Origin of the sequence: Nonomuraea sp. NPDC049028 (assembly GCF_043197735.1) — a bacterium.
Classification (GTDB): domain Bacteria; phylum Actinomycetota; class Actinomycetes; order Streptosporangiales; family Streptosporangiaceae; genus Nonomuraea.
In genome coordinates this window covers 1045663-1061540 of the sequence record NZ_JBICTR010000002.1, presented here as the reverse complement: position 1 = coordinate 1061540, position 15878 = coordinate 1045663, and the positions used below count along the sequence as shown (strand labels likewise).

Below are 15878 nucleotides of genomic sequence, written 5' to 3'. Positions count from 1 at the left end.
CATGGACATGACGGGGTTGTGCATCATGCACTGGCTTTTAACACACTGTTGAGTTCTCAAGAAACGGACGCGTACTCCCCAACCTGCGAGAGGCGCACATTTCGTTTTCTGTTTTCGTTGTGTCTTTATCTTTTCAGCCGCCCGGCCCGGTGTCAAATTGACCCGACCCGCTCCGACCTGCTGGAATAAAGACCGCCCCGTTTCTGGGACAACCCCTCTAACTTACCAGACCATCCTGAGTGATGCGAACACCATCCGAAGGGATCTGTTTGGAGGTTGCCCCCGAGTGAGACCGACGATCATCGCCGTCCTCGTGGGACTGGTGAACTCTATGTACGCCTCCCGGAACCGTCAAATCAACCACCCGCCGGTGTCATCCGCCGCCCACGGGTAGGAAGCCACTGTGCCCCGAGCCCTCACCATCCTGTTGGGTATCGCCTGCGCGGTGATCGTCCTGTTCGGCATGCGCGAGGTCGCGTCGATCCTGGGTCCGGTCGTGCTCGCGCTCGTGCTGGTCATCGCCGTCGCCCCGGTGCGCGGCCGGCTCGCCCGCGCGGGCGCTCCCGGCTGGGTGCAGGTCGTCGTGCCCTTCCTCATCGTGCTGTTCGTGCTGCTGGGCATGGTCGCGGTGCTGACCGTCTCCGTCACCCAGCTCGCCTCGCTGCTCCCCGCGTACGCCCCGCAGTTTCAGCAGTTGCTCACCGACGCCCAGAACTTCGCCACCACCCACGGCGTCAGCAACGCCCAGCTCGACAAGGCGATCCAGGCCTTCGATCCGGCCAAGGTGCTCGGGCTGGCGCAGAGTCTGTTGTCGAGTCTGCTGGGGATCCTCTCCAGCCTGTTTCTCATCGTGGTGCTGTTGCTCGGGATGTGCCTGGACACCCCGGCCATCGCCAGGATCATCGCGTCGGGCGAGGCGGCCAAGCCGCACCTGGTGGAGGCGTTCGGCACGTTCGCCCACAACACCAGGCGCTATCTCATCGTCTCCACGATCTTCGGTCTCATCTGCTCGGCGCTGGACGTCGTGGCGCTGTCCATCCTGGGTGTGCCGTTGCCCCTTCTCTGGGGTGTCCTGGCGTTGATCACCAACTACATCCCGAACATCGGCTTCGTCCTCGGTCTGATCCCGCCCGCGATGCTGGCGCTGCTCGACGGCGGCATCAAGCAGATGCTCCTCGTCGTCGCCGCCTATATCGCCATCAACGTGGTGATCCAATCGTTCATCCAGCCCAAGTTCCTGGGTGACGCGGTGGGGTTGTCGACCACGATGACGTTCCTGTCACTGATCGTCTGGGCGTTCGTCCTGGGGCCGCTGGGCGCGCTCCTGGCGATCCCCCTGAGCCTGCTCACGCGGGCGCTCCTCGTCGACAGCGACCCCAGCGCGGGCTGGGCGGCCGCTCTCATCTCCGGAGCTCCGCCAGAGTCACGCCGCTCAGGCGCTTGACCTCGTTGGCCAGGTGCGCCTGATCCGCGTAGCCCGAGACCACCGCCACCTCCACCGGCGCCACCCCCGCACGGGCCAGTTGCAGCGCCCGCTGGAACCGGACGACCCGCTGCAGGACCTTCGGCCCATATCCGAACGAGGCCAGACTGCGCCGCAACAGCTGCCGCTCGCTGAACCCCAGCGTCCAGGCCACCTCTCCCACGGTCCGCCCCGTCCGGAGCGCCTCGGCTATCGCGGGCGCCGCGGCGTCGGCGGGCGCGGTGGCCCGAAGCCGGGCCACGACCGCGGCCCGCATGCTCGCGAGCCGCCCACCGGACATCGCCACATGCCGCCCTACGGAGAACTCCCCGTCGGACACGGAGAACCCCAGGTCCGCCACCGGCACGCGCTGGTCGCGCAGGGCGTGCGCCGGAACGCCGAACACATCCCCGACGCCGCCCGGCTTGAACCGGATCCCGGTGAAGGCATCCCCCGCGCGCACCCGCACCGGCATCGGCCCGGTGTCCGGACCGGCCACGAACGCCCCCGAAGGCCCCCAGATGAGGTCCACGCACCCATCGGGCACCACGAGTCGCGTGCCGTCGGCGTCGCTCACCTGCCGCCACACGCAGGTGACCCGTCCGTCGAAGCCGTCCCCAGGAGGCCGCTCTTCGTACATGCCTCCAAGCTACGCACCCCCACCGACAAGAAGTCGCACCCGCCCGTACGCCCGAGGAATCACAGCCGCCCGTACGCCTGGAGCGTCCGCAGCCGGTGCACGGTGATGAAGCCGCCCCACTCGTGCTCCACCACGGGCGTCCAGATCAGCCAGTTCCCCTGCCACCCGCCCTCGTCCGACTGGGCGGCGGCGAGCGCCTCGAGGTGCCGGTCCAGGACGTCCTGCGTGAAGAGCGGCAGCCGCAGCGGCGACGGAGCGAAGTCGAGGGGGAAATGCACCTCGCCGGACGCGTCGGGGTCGAAGGTGACCATGGCCAGCAGGGCCTCGCGCAGCCGGGCGAACTCCGCCTCGGCCCGTGCCCGGTCGGGGACGAGGTTCAGGAACTGGACGACGGCCCGCGCCTCGTACGGGGTCGTGGCCGAGATGCCGGCGATCGCCGCCCAGCAGAAGTCGGTGGCGGGCCCGAGCCATGGATGGGCGACGCCGTGCTTGTGCAGGAGCCCGGCGATCGACGCGGTGGGGATGAGGTTGCCCGGAGACTCGTCACCGGGCTCCCACCAGGGCGCCCGCGGCGTGTCGCGGACGCTCGGCAACGCGAACGGCACGCCGCCGTCCTTGGCCGTGATCCCCAGGAGGTAGTCGCAGGCGGCGGCCACCATCGGATCGTCGAAGGCGTCCAGCTCGTCGAGGATCCAGAACGCCACCTCCACCGGCTCCGGCTGGCTGCCCGCCCCGCGCAGGTCCGGTTCGAGCGCGTTGCCGAAGCCGCCGTCGTCGTTCCGGTAGCAGCGCAGGGCGTCGAGCACGCGTGTACAGGAGGCACCCTTGAACAGGGCCTCGAACCTGAGCCTGTCGATCAGCCGCCCGTGCAGCAGCAGGTATCTCTCAGCGCGGGAGACCGCCCGCGAATTCAGCTCCATAGCGGTGAAGCTATCCCGGTCTGGCCAGGCTCTTCTTGTAAGAAACGGACACGCGGGGCGCCGGGGTGCGCGCCGCACGGGCATCTCCGCCCGCCTGTTCGTCACGGCGTGGCCAGGGCCTCCGTGGGCGACATGCGGGCGGCTCGTACGGCCGGATAGAACCCGGCGATCCCGCCGATGACCAGGGTGGCGAGCACGCCGCCGAGCATGGCCCAGACCGGCACGATCGCCGGCCAGCCCTGGAAGCTCGCGTACGCGGCGGTGACGCCGATGCCCAGCATGACGCCGCCGACACCACCGATGGCGGACAGGAGCAGCGATTCGGCCAGGAACTGCAGCCGGATCTGCCCGCGGGTGGCGCCCAGCGAGCGGCGCAGCCCGATCTCGGCGCGTCGTTCGAGCACGGAGATCACCATCGTGTTGGCCACGCCGACCCCGCCGACCAGCAGGGCGACGCCGCCGAGACCGAGCAGGAGGGCATTCAGCGTGGCGTCGGTGGCCTGTTTGGCGGCCAGCGCGTCCGACGGTCGGGAGACCTCGACCTCGTTGGGCTTCTCCGGGTTGGCGGTGGGGCCCAGCACATCGCGTACGGCGACGACGGACGCCTCCTCGGCCCTGGCGTAGATCGTGGTCGGGTAGCCGTCGAAGTCCAGCCGTTCCTCGGCGACCGGCCAGCCGATCAGTGCCGCGGTGTCGAGTTCGGGGGCGAGCGGCGCGGGACCGAGCACGCCGACGACGGTGAACCACTCCCCGCCCAGCCAAACCCGCTGGTCAGGGCCCGCCCGTACGACACCGAGCCGGTCGGCCGCCTTGGCGCCGAGCACGGTGGCCGGGTACCGCTGGGTGGCCTGGTTCAGCCAGGTGCCGCTGACGATCTGGGCACCCACGTCGTGCGGCAGGTCGAGGCGGGCGGCCGTGACCGAGATGCTGCCCGACTGGGCCGCCGGAATGTGGTCGTTGCGGTAGACCTTGGCGGGCGTGGTGCCCGTGGCGGTGACCGAGGTGACGGGTGCGATCCGCTCGATCATGCCCTCCGCCTCTGCGGGCAGGTGGGAGCTCTCGCCGAAGAGCGTCTGGCCGGGTGAGACGGTGAGCAGGTTCGTGCCGAGCGCTTCGAGCTGGCGGTTCAGGTCCTCCTGACTGGAGGCGGAGATGCCGACGACGCCGAGCATGGCCGCGATGCCGATGGCGATGCCGAGCGCCGACAGGAACACCCGCAGTGGCCTGGCCCGCAGGCCCGCGCCGCCGACCCTGAGGACGTCGCGCGGGCGCAGCCGGGCGGAGGTGAGGATGGCGGCGGTCATAGCCCACGTCCGTCCGCAACAAAGCCGCCCACCACAAGGCCGTCCGCAGCGCCGTCCACAGTGCCGTCCACCACGAGGCCGTCGAGCATCTCGACCTGCCTCGGGAGCGAGGCCGCGATGTCGCGGTCGTGGGTGATGACGACCACGGTGGTGCCGCCGGCGTTCAGCTCGCGCAGCAGGTCCATGACGCCCGCGCCGGAGCGCGAGTCCAGGTTGCCCGTCGGCTCGTCGGCCAGCAGCAGCCGCGGCCCGCCGACCACAGCACGGGCGATGGCCACCCGCTGCCGCTCGCCGCCTGACAGCTCGTGCGGCCGGTGGCCGAGCCGGTGCCCGAGCCCGACCCGTTCGAGTGCCTCGCAGGCGCGCAGGCGGCGTTCGCGCAGGGAGGGGCCCGCGTACAGGAGTCCGTCGGCGACGTTGTCCAGCGCGGGGACGCCCGCGGCGAGGTGGAACTGCTGGAAGACGAAGCCGATGACGTTCGCCCGCAGCGCCGACAGCTGCCTGTCGTCGAGGGTGAGCACGTCGTGCCCGGCGATGTGCACGGTGCCGCTCGACGGGCGGTCCAGGGTGCCGATCATGTTGAGCATGGTCGACTTGCCGGAACCCGACGGGCCGACGATGCCGACGAGTTCGCCGTACTCGATGCCCATGGAGACGCCGCGCAGCGCGGCCACCTCGCCGTACTCCTTGCTCACCGCACGCAGTTGGACGATCACTTGGGCACCGCCACGGTCGCGCCCTCTTGGACGCCGCCGACCTCCACCTTGCCGTCGGCGAACATGCCGATGTCGACGGCCGCGTACTGGGTGGTGCCGCCCGTCACGACCTGTACGCCGTAGCCGCCCTCCGCGAGGGCCAGCAGCGCTCCGACGGGTACGGCCAGCACGTCCTCGCGCTGGGCCGACACGATCGTGACGTCGACCGGGGCGGAGTCGAACGGCTTCTTCAGACCCCTCACCGACACCTTGACCTCGATCGTGGTGGTGGCGTCGCCGCCCGTGCCCGTCTCGGTCGCGACCTTGCCCACGCTGGTGACCTTGCCCTTCACGGTGGAGCCGTCCGGCAACTCGACCGTGGCGCCGAGGCCCTTCTTGACCAGGTGCGCGTCGGCCACGTCGAGGTTGACGAGCACCTGGCGGGTGGTGCCCGTCGCGGTGAGCACAGGCCCCGTGCCGCCGGCGCCGAGCGTGGTCTTGAGGCCGGCGACGCGGAGGGGTCCGCGCTCCACGACCACGTCGGTGGGCTGGACCTCGCCGGTGACGTCCAGGCCGAGGTCGTCCTGCCAGTCCTCGACGGCCTCGCGGGTGGCCCAGGTGAACTCCTTGTCGACGTCGAAGCCGGTGTAGCCGAGCTTGGCCAGGTTCCGTTCCAGCAACTCGACGTCCTTGCCCTCGACGCCGTCCTTGAGCACGCGGTAGAGGGGCATGCCGCCGTAGAGCAGGGGGCGGCGGTCGGCGTCGACGCTGTAGACGGCCTTGCCCCGGGTGATGGTGGCGCCTTCCTCGGGCAGCCAGGTGATCGTGCCCGGCGACTTCGCGGTGACCGTGATGGTGTCGCCGTAACCGAGCGTGCCGTCGACGGTCTTGGTCTCGGTGAGCGTCGTGCGGGTCACCTTCGCGGTGGCCGGGGGCGTACGGCCGGCGACGGCCGTACCCGAGCCGTTGCCGCCGAAGCCGATGGCGGCGGCCGCGACGGCGGCGGCGAGCAGGGCGGTGCCTCCGGCCCAGGCGACGGTGCGGAACGAGCGCCGCCCAGGTCGGAGCGGGCGGCCGGGAACGACCTCAGGCTGGGACTTGACCTGCGTCATCGAGTCCGTCCCAACTGCGAGAACGTGACCCGCGTCATTGCGTCTTGCCCAGCTGCGGGAACTTGGCTCGGCAGACCTCATAGGCCTGCTTGAAGTCGGGGTCGTCCAGCCTGAAGCTCTTAGCGAGGTTCTGGTTGGTCTTCCCGCTGAAGTCCGGGTCGGGCAGGTCGATGCCGTTCTCGCGCATACAGGCGGCGAACTGGCGCATCTTGTCCTGGTCCGCCGGGCTCAGCTCCTTGGCGTCCCTGATGGGGGCGACGGAGCGGCAGGCCTGCAACGCCTTCTGGACCTTGCCCGAGTTCATCTCCGACTTGGGCAGCGCCTGGAACATCCCTTCGCCGTTCGGGTCGGGGTCGGGAACGTCGAGGCCGTGCTCACGTAAGCAGGCGGCGAACTTCCTGCCCTGCTCGGCCTTGTCCACGCTGGCCGAGGGCGACGGACTGGCCGTGGCGGCGGGCGAGGTGGTCTTGACGGAGGCGACTCCGGCGGAGCTGGGCGCCGAGCCGCATCCGGCGGCGGCCAGGGCCAGCACGCCGGTGGCGCTCAGGATTTTTCTGGTCAGGAATCTTCGCTTCATGTCCCGAATGTGCCGAGCGCCGATCAAAGGAGCCTGGGAGCCGCCTAGGAGCCGGGTAGGAGCACGCGGAAGGTGGCGCCCCGGCCCGGCGCGGAGTCGAGTTCGATCGTGCCGCCATGGGCGTGCACGATCGCGGCCACGATGGCCAGGCCCAGTCCCGCGCCGCCGTCGGTCCTCGATCTGCCCTGGCCGACGCGGTAGAGGCGGTCGAAGACGTGGGGGATGTGCTGCTCCGGCACGCCGGGCCCGGTGTCGGCCACCTCGAACACCGCCATGCCGCGTGCGGTGCCCACGCTCACCGTCACCGACGCGTCCTCCGGGGTGTGAGTGAGGGCGTTGCCGACGAGGTTGGCGGCGACCTGGCGCAGCCGGGCCTCGTCGCCCACCACCGAGACCGGGGCCAGCGTCCCGCCCAGGCCGCTCAGCCTGACCTGCCTGCCGGGCACCCGGACGCGGGCGTCCTGGATGGTGTCGGCCGCCACCTCCAGCAGGTCGACGGGGTGGCGGTCGATGGGGCGTTCCTGGTCGAGCTGGGCCAGGGTGAGCAGGTCGTTGACGAGCATGCCCATCCTGGCGGCTTCCTCCTCGATCCTGCGCATCGTCTCCTGCTCGTCGCCGCCGCCCCGGCGGTAGAGCTCGGCGAAGCCGCGGACCGAGGTGAGCGGGGTGCGCAGCTCGTGCGAGGCATCGGCCAGGAAGCGGCGCATGCGGGACTCGGAGTCGGTCCTGGCGGCGATCTCGTTCTCGACGCGGTCCAGCATGACGTTCATGGCCGCGCCCAGGCGGCCCGCCTCGGTGTGCGGGTCGGGGGCGGGGACCCGGCTGGCGAAGTCGCCCATGGCGATCTGACCGGCCGTACGCTCCATCCTGGTCAGCGGGCGCAGGCCGAGGCGTACGACGGCGTCGGCGGCCAGGCCGAGCAGGAGCAGGATGAGCGCGCTGACGGCGAAGGCGATGGCGACGAGCGAGGCGCGGGTCGCCTCCAGTTCGCCGAGGGACTGCGCGACCACCACGGTGCCGCCGTCGCGGGTCGTGATCGCTTTCAGCCGCCAGGACGGCCCCGTGGTGCCGCTCACCGTGTAGGGATCGCCCACGTGGACGTCGCCCAGCACCGGGCCGGGGTCCGAGTCGCCCGGCAGCTCGCTGACCAGCCTGCCGTCGGCGGAGTAGATGTAGATCCTGGCCACGGAGGCGACCCGTTTGGTCAGCACCTTCTCCCAGTCCATGGTCTTACCGCCGGAGATCAGGCCGGCCATCATCGGCAGCTTGCCGACCGCGCCGCCCATCGTGTTGAGCTGGGAGTCCACGCGTCGCAGCAGATTGTCGCCGAGCAGCGCGATGCCGACCACGTTGGCCAGCACGAGCGCGACCGTGGTGAGCCCGAGTATCGCCATGACGAGCCGGGCGCGCAGCGTCCACCTGCCCGGCCTCACCGCGGGGTCCTGAGCGTGTAGCCGACACCGCGCACGGTGTGGATGAGCTGCGGCTCGAACTTGTCGATCTTCTTGCGCAGGTAGTAGACGTACGACTCGACGATGCTGGAGTCGCCGTCGAAGTCGTAGCGCCACACGCTGTCGAGGATCTGCGCCTTGCTCACCACCCGGCCGGCGTTCGTCAGCAGGTATTCGAGCAGGTTGAACTCGGTGGGCGACAGATCGACGAGCACGCCGCCGCGGCGCACCTCGTGCGCGGCCACGTCGAGCTCCAGGTCGGCGTAGCGCAGCACGTCCGCGCGCCCGGTCTCGGTACGGCTGCGCCGCAGGATGGCCCGGATGCGCAGCACCACCTCCTCCAGGCTGAACGGCTTGGCCACGTAGTCGTCGGCGCCCAGCGTGAGCCCCTTGACGCGGTCCTCGACCGTGTCGCGCGCGGTCAGGAACAGCACCGGGACGCTCTCCCCGAGCCGCCTGGCCACCTCGAACCCGTCGATGTCCGCCATCATCACGTCGAGCACCACGATGTCGGGCTCGAACTCCCTGGCGGCCCGCACCGCCTCGGCGCCGGACTCGGCGGTCCTGACCTCGAACGAGACCAGGCGCAACGTCTGCGAGAGCAGGGCACGGATGTTCGGCTCGTCGTCCACGACGAGCACCCTGGCCGGTCGATCCATGGTCAAAGGTCTACCCAAGCCAGCTCAAAGCCGGCTCAAAGTCATTTCATGAAGAAGATCGGCCCGCGCGGCCGGAACGGCAGCGAAGCGCCCTGTGGCACGAGGAAGGCGTGGTCGCGGCGGATGCGGATCACGTCGCACTGGCCGTCGGTGATGAGCAGGATCGGGCCGTCCGTCGGGAAGTCGTCGGCCCGTTCCAGCAGGCTGACTCCGGGCTGCAGGATCGTGCCGCCCCGGCCGCGTACCTTGACCCGGTTCGCGATGTCCTCGACCGGCAGGTAGCCGGCGTCGTACGCGATGGCGTCGCAGAACACCACGCGCGCCCGCGGCACGTCGCGGACCGAGGCGTAGGAGGCGATCGCGCCGAGCGCCTTGCCGAGCAGCTTGACGTCCATCGAGCCCGAGGTGTCCAGCACCACGCCGAACGTGGCCTTCCTGACCACCTCCTCCGGCCGCACCCGGCCGGGGCGCGGGATGTGCGGGGTGGCGGCCTGGCGGCGGGAGGCGCGGGCGTAGGAGCGCCGCGTCTCCTCCGGCTGGAAGTGCTCGTCGAACCAGCGGGCCAGCTGCGCGTCCCACGGCAGCGGCGGCTGGTCGAGCGCCCGGATCTCCTGCTCCAGCCCGGCCGGTACGTAGCCGCGGCCGTTGCCCTGGTGGAAGGCCAGGCCCGTGCAGAGGGCGCTGCGGTAGTACTCGTCAAGGTCGACGCCGCCGCAGGCCGGGCGTGGTGGCCGGTCGAGGAGGTCGCCGAGGCCGCGCCCGCGCAGCGTGGCGAGCTTCCGCATCCGCCGCAGGTCGGTGACGATCGTGTCGTAGACCGCCTCGGCCGACATGCCGGACAGGGTCTGGTCGAACAGCAGCCCTTCGGGCATCTCGCCGACGCCCATCTCGGTGAGCCAGCCGTTGATCACGTAGTCGCAGGCGACGTTCCAGATGTACGGCTCGCGCGGGCCGACCCGCTCGCCATGGCGGAGCGCGGCGTGCAGCATCTCGTGGGCCAGCACGAACCGCCATTCCTCCTCGGAGTGCCGGGCGAGCGGATTGATGTAGATCTCGCCGGCTTCCGCGCTGACCGCGGCGATGGAGATCCCCCAGCTCCTGGCCAGCTCCACCTCGGCGACGATCTTCATGCCGGCGGCGAGCGCGCCCAGCAGCGGGTAGGAGGAGACGAACCAGCGCAGCGCCGCGTCCCACGGCCCCTCGACGTGCTTGTCGGTCGTGACGCGCGGGGTGCCCGCCTGGTCGAGCGCGGCGGTGGCCGCCTCGGCGACGCCCACCGCGAACATGGACGGGAAGTCGAAGTGCTTGGCCATCTCCGCCGAGCAGACGCGGAAGTCCTCCTCGCCGAGCGGTTTGTACGCCTCGGGGATGCCGAGCCTGCGCCAGCGCTCCGACAGCGTGACCTCGTCCTGCTCGGGCAGTTCGGCGGGCAGCGGCGCGGGGCAGCGGCCGATCTTGAGCGTCCGCAGGAACCGGTCGACGGCCAGGCAGCACGCGGCCCGGTAGGCGGGCTCGGGACGGTCGCCTTCGACGTCCTTCGGCGCGCAGGTGCGCGGGTCGGCGTGGCCGAAGCCGAGATGGAGCAGCAGGTGAGCGAAGATCCACGCCCACTCGGCCGCCTCGGCGCGGCGGCGGGGGTGGTGGCGGATGTCCCCGTCCTCCGTCACCACCGCCCAGGTGTCGGCCGACAGCTCCCCCTCATCCGCCGCGTAGAGCCAGCTGTGGTAGACGGAGAACAGCGGGTGCCGGTCGACGAGCTGCCAGCCCTTGCGCACCTCGGCGCGCCATGGGTCGGTCTTGGCCTTGTTGCGGGGGCTCATGATCGGGCCGCCATCAGCCTGGGCACGTCCCTGCCGACCTCGACGAGGAACCAGGTGGGCAGCGCGGGCGCGCCGTTCGCGTCGGAGGCGATGACGAGCTGGGCGCACTCCAGCGAGATCTCGGCCAGCTCGACCAGCAGCGTCTTGGCGCGGAAGCCCAGGTCACGCCCTCTGGAGGAGGCGCCGCGCTTGTCCGCGGGCAGCTCCTTGACCAGCCGGGCCCGGAACGCCTCGGCCAGGAAGTAGAGCAGGTCGCGCTCCTCGGGCCGGCGCGGCCATGGCGCCTCGCCCTTGATCACCGCGTTGAGGTCGTACGCGTGCCGGACGGTCTTGACGTAGGCGCGGAAGGCGGAGGCGTGGTTGGCGGTGAGCGTGCCGAACGCGAGCATGGCGAGCGTCTCGTCGGCGACGTCATCGCCGTAGGAGGTCAGCACGTCGGAGAGCATGTGCCATGCGCGTGGCGAGGAGAACGGCTCCTCGGTCTTGGGCGGCGCGCTCCACAGGTGGTCGGGCCGCTGCGCCAGGTAGTCGACGATCCACGGGTGGATGCCGTTGGCGGCGGCCCACTTGAGCCAGTCGTCGGGCGAGGCCCGCAGGTGTACGTGGACCAGCCGGTTGATCAGCGCCGAGGCCATCGGGCGGGCGAGCGCGTTGTCGGTGGCCCGGTTGCCCGCGCCGATCACGACCGATCCGGCGGGCAGCTCGTACGCGCCGATCCTGCGGTCGAGGATCAGCGAGTAGAACGCTTTCTGCACCTCGGGCGCCGAGGCGTTGAGCTCGTCGAGGAACAGGCAGTAGGGCTCGGCGCGGGCGATCGACTCGGGCGGCGCGAACCGGCTGCGGCCGTCGACCAGCTCGGGCACCCCGATGAGGTCCTCGGGCGCGAGCTGGGTGCCGAGCAGCGTCACGCAGTCGAGGCCGAGGGAGTCGGCGAACTCGCGGACCAGCGAGCTCTTGCCGATGCCGGGCGCGCCCCACAGGAACACCGGCCGGACGACGGCGACGTGCAGCAGCAGCTCGGGGAGCTGCATGGGAGTGACCGTGACCGTCGCCTGCACGTCTTCAGAGTGGCGAATCGTGGCTGTCACGCGCATCAGGTTTTTTATTGGGTTGCCGCGCCGGCTGCCGCGTTCCTAGCATCGTCGGCATGTATTGCTGCTTCATGCGTCTGCGCAGCGACCGGGCTCGGGCCCGCTAGCTGACGCGGTTACGACCTAGGCGTCCGCCGGCGCGCCCCGGGCCCTTCGAGAGACCCATACATCTCGAAGACCCGAGAGGGCGGCTGTGGCGCAGAACTTCGCGCACGGAAACTATTCACATACCCAGAAGAACGCCAGGAACAGCGGCGGTCGCACGCCCAGAGACCGGGCCAGGCGGGCCTTGTCGCAGAACTTCCTGGTCGACCGGCATGCCGTCGAGCTGGTGGTCAAGGCGGCCGCCCCCGAAGGGCTGGTGCTCGAACCCGGCTCGGGCGAGGGCGTACTGACCTGGGCACTGGCCGAGGCCGGCGCCCAGGTGATCGGCTACGAGATCGACCCGCGGCTGGCCGGCCGGCTCGCCGCGCGCACCCGCGACGATCCCCGGATCGACGTGGTCAGAGGCGACTTCACGAGCGCGCGGGCGCCGCGTGAGCCGTTCGCGGTCGTCGGCAACATCCCCTATTCGGTCACCTCGCGGATCGTCGACTGGTGCCTGCGGGCGCCGGGGCTCACCTCGGCGACGCTGCTCACCCAGCGGGAGTACGCCCGCAAGCGCTCGGGCGACTACGGCCGCTGGAGCCTGGTGACGGTGGAGTCGTGGCCGTGGTTCCACTGGCGGCTGGGCGACCGGATCGGCAGGGAGAGCTTCCGGCCGGTCCCGTCGGTCGACTCGGCGATCCTGCGGATCGAGCGGCGGCCCACGCCGCTGGTCGAGGCCCGGCGTGGCTATCAGGAGCTGGTGGAGGTGGGGTTCGGCGGGGTGGGCGGCTCGGTGCGCGCCTCGCTCAGACGCCGCTATGAGGGAGTCGACGCCGCCATCGCCGCCGCGGGCATCGCCCGCGACACGGTGGTGGGCCACGTCCACCCCGACCAGTGGATCACGTTGTGGGAGCGGCTATGCCGCTGACGTGACCGTGGCCTTCTCCGCCGGCCCGACGGGCGGGGCGAGCACCTGGGCCGCCGGGGACCGGCGGCCCCAGGGCATCGCCATGAGCAGGATCGGCAGCAGCACGATCGACGCTCTCGACCAGTCGCGGTGCAGCAGCCACCAGGCGTTGTCGTCGAACTGGGTCATGTACAGGTAGCCGTACGCCGACCACAACGAGACGCCGATGATCGCCGGCCAGGCGAACTTGGTGGGCCTGGCGATCAGGAACGGCATGAACCACAGGAGGTATTGGGCGCCCAGCCGCGGCGTGACGACCATGAAGATCAGCAGGATGGCCAGGGTCATGTCGATCGGGTCGGCCCGCCGCCAGATCAGCACCGCGAGGACGACGCAGATGTAGATCAGGTAGGTGCCGATCTTGGCCAGGCCGGGGATCAGCGCCCAGTCGCCGCCGGTGAAGTGCGGCGTCCAGCCCCACTCTCCGATGATCGGCCGGATGTCCTGAATGGTGTCGATGACCGCGGGGATCTGCTTGAGCGACGTGCCGGCGAAGATCGGCAGGGTGACCAGGAAGAACACCGGCAGCGCGCCGGTCATGAACAGCGCCGCGATCCTGGCCCGCAGGTTGGGCAGGAGCAGCAGCATGCCGGGGATCAGCCAGATCGGCCAGCTCTTCGCGCACAGGGCCAGGCCCATCAGCAGACCGGCCAGCGCGCCGCGCTTCAGATCGGCCCGGTCCATCGGGCCGGGCATGAGGGCGCGGTGGAGCATGCCGCCGGGGCCGATGACGCGGGGCAGCGAAGCCCGCCAGCCGTAGGCCGCGACGCCTCGGCGTACCTTGGCGACCACCTGAGTCGTGACGCCGGCCCGGTCGGGTGAGCCGGGGCCGCGGGCCACCACGAAGGCGGCCACGCCGAAGGCCAGCGCCACCGGCTCGACCTGGCCATGGATGCAGGCGACGAGCAGGGCGAGCGGGTTGAGCGCGTACTGCAGGGCGCGCAGCGACGCCTTGGGGCCGCCGGCCAGCTTGGCGACCAGCGGGATCAGCACGATGTCGGCGACCACGGTGACCAGGCGTCCGGCGTAGACCCACGGGATGCCCAGCCACAGCAGGATCCCGTAGACGTAGGGGATGGTCGGCAGGAAGTGCCAGCCGCCCTCGCTGGCCAGGACCGGGTCCTGACCGTTCAGCACCGCCTGACCCGCCGGCTGGAAGCTCTCCATGAAGTCGACGGGCTGCCAGGAGTCGTGGGCCGCGGTGAACATCAACACCACACGTACCGCCACGCCGACCAGCACGGAGACAAGGAGAGGGGGTCGCCAGTCACGCCATTGGGCGATGAGAGCGAACAAGACACCTGCGACGAGGATCGTCCCCGTGAGAACTGCGTAATCCATGGCGGCTTCTAGCCTGCCGTACTCCTCTGAGTACTTCCACCGAGGGTTCCGATTCTTAACTCTGACATGGCGGGTCGTAACGCGATAGAACATGACCCTCTGTGCTGAACTTTTCTCATGGGGGGATCGCAGGTCAACCAGGCTCTGGTCAGGCTCTACTTCGAGGTGAAAGACGGGCTGCGTGACCCGGTCGCGGCGTGGGCGAAACTCACAGGAAATTCGCAGGTCTACCAGCAGGCCAGGGGTGGAAGGCGGGTTCCGCTGGACGACGGGACGGCGGCCGAGCTGGCCGCCGCGGCGATCGTGCACACGGCCAGCGAGCACGGCGCGGACCGGGTGGCCGCGCTGTCCACCTCGCCGCTCGCCGGGCTGATCGGCGGCCTGGGCGGCGCGGTGCTGACCGAGCAGTCCAGCGTGCCGGACCAGCTGCTCGGCCAGGGGTTCCCCGGCACCTCGCCGGAGGACTGGCCGCGAGCGGCGTATGTGCTGCTGTGGGGCGAGAACAACAGGCTCGTCCGCACGCCCGACATGCCCCTGGTGATCGCCGGGCGCTACAAGGGCCAGAAGGTCGTGGCGATCGGGCCGCATCCGACGCGCCTGTCGGACGAGACCCTGGTCGTCCGGCCGGGCACCGACGGGGCGCTGGCCATGGCCATGGGGCATGTGCTGCTCAAGGAGTTCTTCCTGGAGCGGGCGGCGTTCGCCGGGCACGCGATGGAGCATACGGACCTGCCATACCTGGTGCGGCTGCGCGAACACGGCGGCGCCTTCGTGGCCGGCGGGCTGACCGGGCGGCCCGCCGAAGGACTGAGCGTGTACGGCGGCGACTCGGTGGAGGTGCTGCTGCCGCGCTTCGACGACGGGCCGGGGCTGCTGCGCCGCGGGGTGCCGGTGGTCAGGGACGGCGACGAGCCGGTGACGACGGTGTTCGACCTGCTGCTGGCGGTGTACGGGGTGGCGCGCGACGGGTTGCCGGGCTGCTGGCCCGACGGCTATGGCGATCGCGGTGAGCCGTACACGCCCGCCTGGCAGGAGGCGTACACGGGGGTGGCCGCCGCGCGCACGCTGAAGATCGCGCGGGAGCTGGGGGCGACGGCGGAGCGGACCGGCGGGCGGTGCATGATCGTGCCGGGGCGGCTGGAGACGAACCACGCCGACACCGCCTACCGGGCGATGCTGGCGCTGCTCGTACTGACCGGCTGCGGCGGCGGCTGGGCGCAGGCCGGCGCGGGGTCGGCCATTCCGCTCGTGCCGTACCTGTGTCTGCACGCGTGCGGCGAGGACGGCACGGACGTGGGCGCGCTGAGCTGGCCGCTGGCCGAGGGGCTGTTCGACCGGCGGTCGTCGCGGTCGATGCTGCTCGAAGCGGTGCGTGACGGGTTGCCGATGGCGCCGACGCCGCGCGTGCTGGCCATCCCGCGCCCGATCTATCCGCTGCCGCCCGAGGTGGAGTTGCTCATCGGGCCCGACGACCGGTGCGACCTCGCGCCGCCCGACGCCTATCTGGTGGCGGACGCGGTGGCCAAGCTGACCGTCGATCACATGGAGCCCGCCGCGCCGGATCCGGCGGGGGTCGCCGCCGGAGGACGGATGCGGTTGCTGGTCGATCACGCGTGGATGCACGAGTACGGGGAGGCCCTGCCGACGTACCGTCCGCCGGGGCAGGGCCTGCCCGTGAAACCGACCCAGTTGGTGCGTTAGCCGGCTGGCGCGTTAGCCGGCTGGCGCGTTAGCTGGCTGGCGCGTTAGCTG

At 70.8% G+C, this 15878-nt stretch carries 14 protein-coding genes; 3 read left to right on the top strand and 11 right to left on the bottom strand.

Annotation, left to right across the window (positions count from 1 at the left end):
- Positions 1-403: 403 nt before the first annotated feature.
- Positions 404-1444, top strand: a complete 1041-nt coding sequence (locus ACGFJ2_RS10995; RefSeq protein ID WP_393466990.1) for an AI-2E family transporter — start codon at positions 404-406, stop codon at positions 1442-1444.
- Here ACGFJ2_RS10995 and ACGFJ2_RS10990 read toward each other — a convergent pair.
- The 10 genes from ACGFJ2_RS10990 to ACGFJ2_RS10945 form a co-directional block, all read right to left on the bottom strand.
- Positions 1401-2102, bottom strand: coding sequence for a DUF6597 domain-containing transcriptional factor (locus ACGFJ2_RS10990; RefSeq protein WP_393466987.1), 702 nt, complete (start codon positions 2100-2102; stop codon positions 1401-1403). The genes ACGFJ2_RS10995 and ACGFJ2_RS10990 overlap by 44 nt on opposite strands.
- A gap of 59 nt (positions 2103-2161) precedes the next feature.
- Positions 2162-3022, bottom strand: a complete 861-nt coding sequence (locus ACGFJ2_RS10985; RefSeq protein WP_393466984.1) for a hypothetical protein — start codon at positions 3020-3022, stop codon at positions 2162-2164.
- A gap of 101 nt (positions 3023-3123) precedes the next feature.
- Positions 3124-4326, bottom strand: a complete 1203-nt coding sequence (locus ACGFJ2_RS10980; RefSeq protein ID WP_358191947.1) for an ABC transporter permease — start codon at positions 4324-4326, stop codon at positions 3124-3126.
- Positions 4323-5042 carry an ABC transporter ATP-binding protein gene (locus ACGFJ2_RS10975; protein ID WP_393466980.1) on the bottom strand — a complete coding sequence of 240 codons (720 nt, stop codon included), beginning with the start codon at positions 5040-5042 and terminating at the stop codon, positions 4323-4325. Before ACGFJ2_RS10975 ends, ACGFJ2_RS10980 begins: the two co-directional genes overlap by 4 nt.
- The gene (locus tag ACGFJ2_RS10970) at positions 5039-6133 is read right to left on the bottom strand and encodes a peptidoglycan-binding domain-containing protein (protein ID WP_357943083.1); all 1095 of its coding nucleotides are present in this window, start codon (positions 6131-6133) and stop codon (positions 5039-5041) included. The genes ACGFJ2_RS10975 and ACGFJ2_RS10970 overlap by 4 nt, the downstream gene beginning before the upstream one ends.
- Before the next feature lie 34 nt (positions 6134-6167).
- Positions 6168-6710, bottom strand: a complete 543-nt coding sequence (locus ACGFJ2_RS10965) for a hypothetical protein (protein ID WP_357943081.1) — start codon at positions 6708-6710, stop codon at positions 6168-6170.
- 44 nt (positions 6711-6754) lie between these two features.
- Positions 6755-8143 (bottom strand): ATP-binding protein, encoded by a 1389-nt coding sequence (locus tag ACGFJ2_RS10960; RefSeq protein WP_393466977.1) that lies wholly within the window; start codon positions 8141-8143, stop codon positions 6755-6757.
- Positions 8140-8820 (bottom strand): response regulator transcription factor, encoded by a 681-nt coding sequence (locus tag ACGFJ2_RS10955; RefSeq protein WP_357943077.1) that lies wholly within the window; start codon positions 8818-8820, stop codon positions 8140-8142. The genes ACGFJ2_RS10960 and ACGFJ2_RS10955 overlap by 4 nt, the downstream gene beginning before the upstream one ends.
- A gap of 41 nt (positions 8821-8861) precedes the next feature.
- The gene (locus ACGFJ2_RS10950) at positions 8862-10640 is read right to left on the bottom strand and encodes a hypothetical protein (RefSeq protein WP_393466974.1); all 1779 of its coding nucleotides are present in this window, start codon (positions 10638-10640) and stop codon (positions 8862-8864) included.
- Complete coding sequence (locus ACGFJ2_RS10945) at positions 10637-11698, bottom strand: MoxR family ATPase (protein ID WP_357943118.1); 1062 nt, start codon at positions 11696-11698, stop codon at positions 10637-10639. The genes ACGFJ2_RS10950 and ACGFJ2_RS10945 overlap by 4 nt, the downstream gene beginning before the upstream one ends.
- A gap of 226 nt (positions 11699-11924) precedes the next feature.
- Between ACGFJ2_RS10945 and erm the strand changes: the two genes are divergently transcribed.
- Positions 11925-12746 (top strand): ErmE/ErmH/ErmO/ErmR family 23S rRNA (adenine(2058)-N(6))-methyltransferase, encoded by an 822-nt coding sequence (erm, locus tag ACGFJ2_RS10940; RefSeq protein WP_393466971.1) that lies wholly within the window; start codon positions 11925-11927, stop codon positions 12744-12746.
- Here erm and ACGFJ2_RS10935 read toward each other — a convergent pair.
- On the bottom strand, positions 12735-14126 hold the full coding sequence (locus tag ACGFJ2_RS10935; RefSeq protein ID WP_358191895.1) for a hypothetical protein: 1392 nt from the start codon (positions 14124-14126) through the stop codon (positions 12735-12737). The two genes, erm and ACGFJ2_RS10935, sit on opposite strands and share 12 nt — an antisense overlap.
- Before the next feature lie 117 nt (positions 14127-14243).
- On the opposite strand from ACGFJ2_RS10935, the gene ACGFJ2_RS10930 reads away from it, so the two are divergent.
- Positions 14244-15827: a molybdopterin-dependent oxidoreductase gene (locus ACGFJ2_RS10930; protein ID WP_393466968.1), complete on the top strand. Its 1584-nt coding sequence runs from the start codon at positions 14244-14246 to the stop codon at positions 15825-15827.
- Positions 15828-15878: the final 51 nt, after the last annotated feature.